Source organism: Burkholderia sp. 9779_493 (genome assembly GCF_015712215.1).
In the GTDB taxonomy this organism is placed as follows: Bacteria; Pseudomonadota; Gammaproteobacteria; order Burkholderiales; family Burkholderiaceae; genus Burkholderia; species Burkholderia cenocepacia.
Window position 1 is genome coordinate 194,778 of record NZ_JACCQA010000015.1, and the last position, 6,496, is coordinate 201,273.

General features: G+C 68.4%; 6 protein-coding genes and 2 pseudogenes. 3 read left to right on the plus strand and 5 right to left on the minus strand.

The window, feature by feature from the left end:
• Window positions 1-10: 10 nt before the first annotated feature.
• From pcnB to hda, 3 genes are read right to left on the minus strand one after another with little or no spacing between them, the layout of a single operon-like run.
• Window positions 11-1,561 (minus strand): polynucleotide adenylyltransferase PcnB, encoded by a 1,551-nt coding sequence (gene pcnB / locus H0X95_RS17915; RefSeq protein WP_006484964.1) that lies wholly within the window; start codon window positions 1,559-1,561, stop codon window positions 11-13.
• 5 nt (window positions 1,562-1,566) lie between these two features.
• A complete protein-coding gene (locus H0X95_RS17920) occupies window positions 1,567-2,244 on the minus strand; it encodes an HAD family hydrolase (protein ID WP_006497489.1) in 678 nt (225 codons plus the stop codon).
• An 11-nt stretch (window positions 2,245-2,255) separates the two neighbouring features.
• Window positions 2,256-2,990 carry a DnaA regulatory inactivator Hda gene (hda, locus tag H0X95_RS17925; protein ID WP_034200992.1) on the minus strand — a complete coding sequence of 245 codons (735 nt, stop codon included), beginning with the start codon at window positions 2,988-2,990 and terminating at the stop codon, window positions 2,256-2,258.
• A 247-nt stretch (window positions 2,991-3,237) separates the two neighbouring features.
• On the opposite strand from hda, the gene purM reads away from it, so the two are divergent.
• Complete coding sequence (gene purM, locus H0X95_RS17930) at window positions 3,238-4,293, plus strand: phosphoribosylformylglycinamidine cyclo-ligase (protein ID WP_006497487.1); 1,056 nt, start codon at window positions 3,238-3,240, stop codon at window positions 4,291-4,293.
• 113 nt (window positions 4,294-4,406) lie between these two features.
• The gene (locus H0X95_RS17935) at window positions 4,407-4,802 is read left to right on the plus strand and encodes a YybH family protein (protein WP_196446131.1); all 396 of its coding nucleotides are present in this window, start codon (window positions 4,407-4,409) and stop codon (window positions 4,800-4,802) included.
• Window positions 4,803-4,824: 22 nt separating this feature from the next.
• On the opposite strand, the gene tet is transcribed toward H0X95_RS17935, so the two are convergent.
• Entirely contained in the window at window positions 4,825-6,018 is a 1,194-nt protein-coding gene (tet, locus tag H0X95_RS17940; protein WP_230878233.1) for a Tet(A)/Tet(B)/Tet(C) family tetracycline efflux MFS transporter, read from the minus strand.
• A gap of 62 nt (window positions 6,019-6,080) precedes the next feature.
• On the opposite strand from tet, the pseudogene H0X95_RS17945 reads away from it, so the two are divergent.
• A pseudogene (locus H0X95_RS17945) lies at window positions 6,081-6,368 on the plus strand (TetR family transcriptional regulator); the annotation flags it as partial.
• 11 nt (window positions 6,369-6,379) lie between these two features.
• Here H0X95_RS17945 and H0X95_RS17950 read toward each other — a convergent pair.
• Window positions 6,380-6,496: pseudogene (locus tag H0X95_RS17950) on the minus strand (IS5/IS1182 family transposase); the annotation flags it as partial.

Genomic DNA, 6,496 nt, shown 5'->3' on the forward strand with positions numbered 1-6,496 from the left:
GGCGCGCGCGTCAGTCGTCGGAACCGCTCGCGGTATCGCCCGCGGTATCCGGTGCCTGCTCGGCGGCACCTTCACCCGGCTTGCGGTTGCGCGCCCCGCCGCGGCGGCGCCGCTTGCGGGGCGATTTTTCCTTCGAGCCGCCCTGCGTGAGCAATGCCTCGCGAGCGGCCGCGTCGCCTTCGATGAAATCCGTCCACCACTGTCCGACTTCCGCATCGAGCTCGCCGGATTCGCAGCGTAACAGGAGGAAATCATACCCCGCTCTAAACCTTTGGTGTTCCAGCAGCCGCATCGCGCTGCGGCCCGAGCGTTTCTCGAGGCGCAGCTGCAGGCCCCAGATCTCGCGCATGTCGGCCGAGTAGCGCTTGTGGATCGCGAGCTTCTCGGTCTGCATGTCGAGCACGTCGTCCATCGCGCGATGGAGCGCCGGCACCGGGATTTCGCCCGCCGCCGTGTATTGCTCGAAGCGCTGGCGCATGTCGTGCCACAGCAGCGTCGCGAACAGGAAGCCCGGCGACACCGGCTTGCCGGCGCGCACGCGCGCGTCGGTGTTGTTCAGCGCGAGCGTGATGAACTTCTCGCCCTGCGGCTGTTCCAGCACGACGTCGAGCAGCGGCAGCAGCCCGTGGTGCAGCCCTTCCTTGCGCAGCCGCTGCAGGCACGCGAGCGCGTGGCCCGACAGCAGCAGCTTCAGCATTTCGTCGAACAGGCGCGCGGCCGGCACGTTGTTGATCAGGTCGGCGAGCGCGTGGATCGGCTCGCGCGTATGCGGTTCGATCTCGAAGCCGAGCTTCGCCGCAAAGCGCACGACGCGCAGCATCCGCACCGGATCCTCGCGGAAGCGCGTGGCCGGATCGCCGATCATCCGCAACAGGCGGGCGCGCACGTCGGCCATCCCGTCGTGGTAGTCGAGCACCGTCTGCGTCGACGGGTCGTAGTACATCGCGTTGATCGTGAAGTCGCGGCGCGCGGCGTCCTCGTGCTGCTCGCCCCACACGTTGTCGCGCAGCACGCGGCCGCTCGCGTCGACCGCGTGCGTGCGGCGATCGAGTTCGTCGCGCTTCAGGCGCTTCGGCGGTTCGGCCGTGGCCGCCTCGGGCGGCGCGTCGACCAGCGCGCGGAACGTAGACACCTCGATCAGTTCCTGGCCGAACTGCACGTGCACGATCTGGAAGCGGCGGCCGATCAGGCGCGCGCGGCGGAACAGGCGCTGCACCTCGGTCGGCGTCGCGTCGGTCGCGACGTCGAAGTCCTTCGGCGCGATGCCGAGCAGCAGGTCGCGCACGGCGCCGCCGACGATGAACGCGCGAAAGCCCGCCTGCTGCAGCGTGTCGGTCACGCGCACCGCGTTCTTCGAGATCAGCGCCGGGTTGATGCCGTGCACGCTGGCCGGCACGACGGTCGGCTCATGGTTGCTGCGCGGTTTCTTCGCGCCGCCGCCGCGGGCGCCCTTCGGGGTGCGCGGGGCAGCAGGGGCCGCTGCGTCGGCCGGGGCCGCGGCGGGAGGCGTTTGCTCGGTTTCGTCCTGGCCGAGCAGCTTGCGGATGAATTTTTTGATCACGACGTTCAGAAGAGATCGAGGATGCGCCAGCCGCGCGCGTTTGCATGCGCGCGCAGCGTGTCGTCGGGGTTGGTCGCGATCGGGTCGGTGACTTTCTCGAGCAACGGGATGTCGTTGTGCGAGTCGCTGTAGAAGTAGCTGTGTTCGAAGTCGTCCCAGTGCTTGCCGAGCGACGCGAGCCACGCTTCGGTCCGCACGATCTTGCCTTCGCGATAGCTCGGCGTGCCGGTCGGGCGGCCCGTGTACGGGGAATCGGGGTGGCCGTCGGTCGTCTCGACCTCGCAGGCGATCAGCGTGTCGACGCCGAACGCGGTCGCGATCGGGCGCGTGATGAATTCGTTGGTCGCCGTCACGACGCAGCACAGGTCGCCCGCATCGAGGTGCTTGCGCACGAGTTCGAGCGCCGCGGGCGTCATCGCGGGGCGGATCACCTCGTGCATGTACTGCTCGTGCCATTCGGCCAGTTGCGCGCGCGAATACTTCGCGAGCGGCGTGAGCATCGCGCACAGGTACGCGTGGATGTCGAGCTGGCCGGCCTTGTAGTCGGCGAAGAACTGGTCGTTCTGACGCGAGAAACTTTCCGCGTCGACGATGCCGAGCTTCACCATGAAGCGACCCCATTCGTGGTCGCTATCGGTCGGGATCAGCGTGTGATCGAGGTCAAAGAGTGCCAGATTAGTCATGGAAGCGCATTTTACTCGAAGCGGTTCGGGCCCGTGCCCGGTGGTGTGATGTCGTCGCCGGGACGCGCGAGCATCCGGCGCAGCAGCGGCAGCGTGACCGCGCGTTTCTGCTCGAGCGAGAAGCGGTCGAGCGCGTCGAGCAAGGCCATCAGGCTCGGCATGTCGCGGCGGAAATGGGTCAGCAGGTACGCGGCGATGTCGTCGGTCAGCGCGATCCCGCGCTCCTTCGCCGCGAGCTTGAGCACCGCGATCTTGCCGGCGTCGGACGGCGGCGACAGGTGGAACACGAGCCCCCAGCCGAGCCGCGTGCGCAGGTCCTCGCGCACGTCGAGCGCGAGCGGCGCGGCCGGGCCCGCGGCGACGAACGCGCTCGACGGGTGCGCGCGCACTTCGTTGAACAGGTTGAACAGCGCGACCTGCTGCGTGTCGCTCATCCGGTCGCAGTCGTCGATCGCATAGATGCCGATGCGCGGGTCGAACGTGAACGCGCCGAGCGGGCTCTGCGGCGTCAGGTAGCGCGCATAGCCGTACGACGCGTCGCTCACGAGCGCCTGCAGCAGGTGTGTGCGGCCGCTGCCGGGCTCGCCCCAGATATAGAACGACCGGTCCGGCACGGGGCCGGCCGCGAGCGCGAGATCGAGCTTCTGCAGGCGCGAGACGAGCTCGTCGTTCTCCTCGTTCATGATGAAGTTGTCGAACGTGGCGGGCGGCGGCGTGCCGAGATCGAGCGTCAGTTGACGGGACACAACAGTCACAATGCAGATCGGTTGGAAAAACGCGTGCCGTACGCCGGGCGCGCGCGGGGGAGGGCTCCGGTGCTCGACCACGCGGCCGCACGCACGGCGGCGCGCGGGTTCCGGCGCGGCTCGCGTGGCGAAGAAAACGGGGACGTGTCGACCAAGATGCAATCCCTGACGATTCGGTGCTGGGAATTCCGGCCAACGGGCCGGCTTCGGGTAAAATCGCATTTTACCGACCTTCTCGCATTCCCCCATGAATCCTCCGAAATCCGCTCCCGACGCTCAGGGTCTGTCCTATCGCGACGCAGGTGTCGACATCGACGCCGGCGACGCGCTCATCGACAAGATCAAGCCTTTTGCGAAGAAAACCCTGCGCGACGGCGTGCTCGGCGGCATCGGCGGGTTCGGCGCGCTGTTCGAAGTGCCGAAGAAGTACAAGGAGCCGGTGCTCGTGTCGGGCACCGACGGCGTGGGCACCAAGCTCAAGCTGGCGTTTCATCTGAACAAACACGATACGGTCGGCCAGGATCTCGTCGCGATGAGCGTGAACGACATCCTCGTGCAGGGCGCCGAGCCGCTGTTCTTCCTCGACTACTTCGCGTGCGGCAAGCTCGACGTCGACACGGCCGCCACCGTCGTCAAGGGCATCGCGCAGGGCTGCGAACTGTCGGGCTGCGCGCTGATCGGCGGTGAAACGGCCGAAATGCCGGGCATGTACCCGGACGGCGAATACGACCTGGCCGGCTTCGCGGTCGGCGCGGTCGAGAAGAGCAAGATCATCGACGGCAGCACGATCGCCGAAGGCGACGTGGTGCTCGGCCTCGCATCGAGCGGCATCCACTCGAACGGCTTCTCGCTCGTGCGCAAGATCATCGAGCGCGCGAACCCAGACCTGTCGGCCGATTTCCACGGCCGTTCGCTCGCCGACGCGCTGATGGCGCCCACGCGCATCTACGTGAAGCCGCTGCTCGCGCTGATGCAGAAGCTGTCGGTGAAGGGCATGGCGCACATCACCGGTGGCGGCCTCGTCGAGAACATCCCGCGCGTGCTGCGCGAAGGCCTCACCGCCGAGCTCGACCAGCACGCCTGGCCGCTGCCGCCGCTGTTCAAGTGGCTGCAGGAGCACGGCGGCGTCGCCGACGCGGAAATGCACCGCGTGTTCAACTGCGGGATCGGCATGGCCGTGATCGTGTCGGCGGCCGATGCCGACGCGGCGATCGCCGACCTGACCGCCGCCGGCGAACAGGTGTGGAAGATCGGCACCGTGCGTGCGACCCGCGAAGGCGAGGCGCAGACGGTCGTGGTCTGACGCGCATCGCAGCAGCAGAATGCAGCACGGAAAGCCGCCCGGTATCGCACCGGGCGGCTTTTTTTTCGGGCGCCGCGTCTGTATGGACGCAGGCCGATGAAGGAGGGGCGACGATGACCGAAGACGAACGCGCGATCCGCGAACTCGTGGACAACTGGTTCGTGTCGAGCCGGCGCGGCGATCTGGCGACCGTGCTGGACCTGATCGCCGACGACGCGATCTTCATGGTGGCCGGCAAGCCGCCGTTCGACAAGGCGGCGTTCGCGGCCGCGTCGCGCGACGCGAACGCCGGCGCGGAGCACGCGCCAAAGATCGACGGCCGCTACCGGATCGACGAACTGCGTGTGATCGACGACTGGGCGTACCTGCGCAATTTCATCGAGATCGACGCGACGCCGCCGGGCGGCGAGACGATCCGCCGCTCGGGCCACACGCTGACGATCTTCCGCAAGGCCGGCGGCCGCTGGCAGCTCGTGCGCGACGCGAATCTCGTCACGCTCGCGGGCTGAACGCGACGGCGTGCGCCGACGCTCACGCGGATGCGCGCGGCGCGTTCGCCGGGCGCGCGCCGGCCAGCAACGGCGGCACGAGCAGGTACAGCAGCGCGGCGGCAGCCCAGACGAGCCCCGGCCACGTCGCGCGCGTCGCCGCGTAGGTCGCGGTGACGACCAGTGGCCCCGCGACGCCGATCAGGCTCGCCACGCTCGCCAGCGTGCCCTGCAGTTCGCCCTGACGCGTATCGTCGACCTGCCGTGCGAGCATCGCCTGCAATGCCGGCAGCGTCATGCCGCCGGCCGCGAACAGCGGCAGCAGCGCGAACGGCACCCACGCGGCGGTCGCGAACGCGATGACCGCCAGCCCGAGTGCATCGCCTGCAAGGCCCAGCGCGAGCGCGCGCCGCTCGCCGAGCCGCGCGATGAGCGGCCTGATCGCGAACGCCTGCGCGAGCGCGTGGCACGCGCCGTAACCGGCGAGCGACAGCCCCGCGACCGGCGTCGACCAGCCGAAATGTTCCTGGCCGTACAGGATCCACAGCGTCGCGGGCGCCTGCGACACGAGTGCCACGATCACGTAGATGCCGACCAGCGGTGCGAGCGCGGGCGCGCCGCTCAGCCGGCGCAAGTTCGCGAACGGGTTGAGCGCGCCAGCCGTGCGGCCGCCCCCGGCCGAGCGCGGCCGCGATTCCGGCAATACGCGCCACACGAGCACGAGATTCAGCGCGTTGAGCAACGCGGCCGCGACGAACGGCGCACGCAGGTGCAGCGCGCCGAGCAGCCCGCCGATCAGCGGGCCGGCGATGAAGCCGATGCCCATCATCGCGCCGAGCTGGCCGAAGCGCCGCGCGCGGTCGGGTTCGGCCGTCACGTCGGTCACGTACGCGGTCGCGACCGCGACGTTCGCGCCGGTGATGCCCGCGATCAACCGCCCGACGTAAAGCCATGCGAGCGTCGGCGCGAGCGCCATCAGCAGATAGTCCAGCGCGGCGCCCGCCAGCGACGCCAGCAGTACCGGGCGGCGGCCGAAACGGTCGCTCAGCGCGCCGAGCAGCGGCGCACACAGGAACTGCGCGAACGCGTACAGCGCGAGCAGGACGCCGTAATGGGTGTCCGTGCTGCCGGTGGCGGCGAGCGAGCGCAGCAGCCCGGGCAGGATTGGCATCACGATCCCGACGCCGATTGCGTCGAGCAGGACCGTGGCCAGAATGGCAATCAGGGACGGATTCAAGAGGATGACTCTATCGATGATAGAGTGAGGATTATTTCACAGTTTCCCTATCGGTGATAGAGATGAAGGACACAGGGGCGCGACTCACGCGCGACACGGTATTGCGCGCGGCGCTCGACCTGCTGGATGAAGTGGGGATCGATGGACTGTCCACCCGGCGGCTCGCCGAGCGGCTCGGCGTGCAGTCGCCGACGCTTTACTGGCATTTCAGGAACAAGGCCGAGCTGCTCGACGCGATGGCCGAGGCGATCATGCTGGAGCGCCACGGTGTGTCGCTGCCGGAGCCGGGCGAAGTATGGGATGCATGGCTCGCGGAGAATGCGCGCAGTTTCCGCCGCGCGCTGCTCGCTTAGAGACGGTTTCATAAAGACTGATCGGCCCGCCGAAGGGTATTCCAGCAGATCAGACAGCAACCGAGTTTGAGGAACGCGCCGTGAATGTCTGCACGGCGCTCGAAACGAATACGGAGACGACGGAA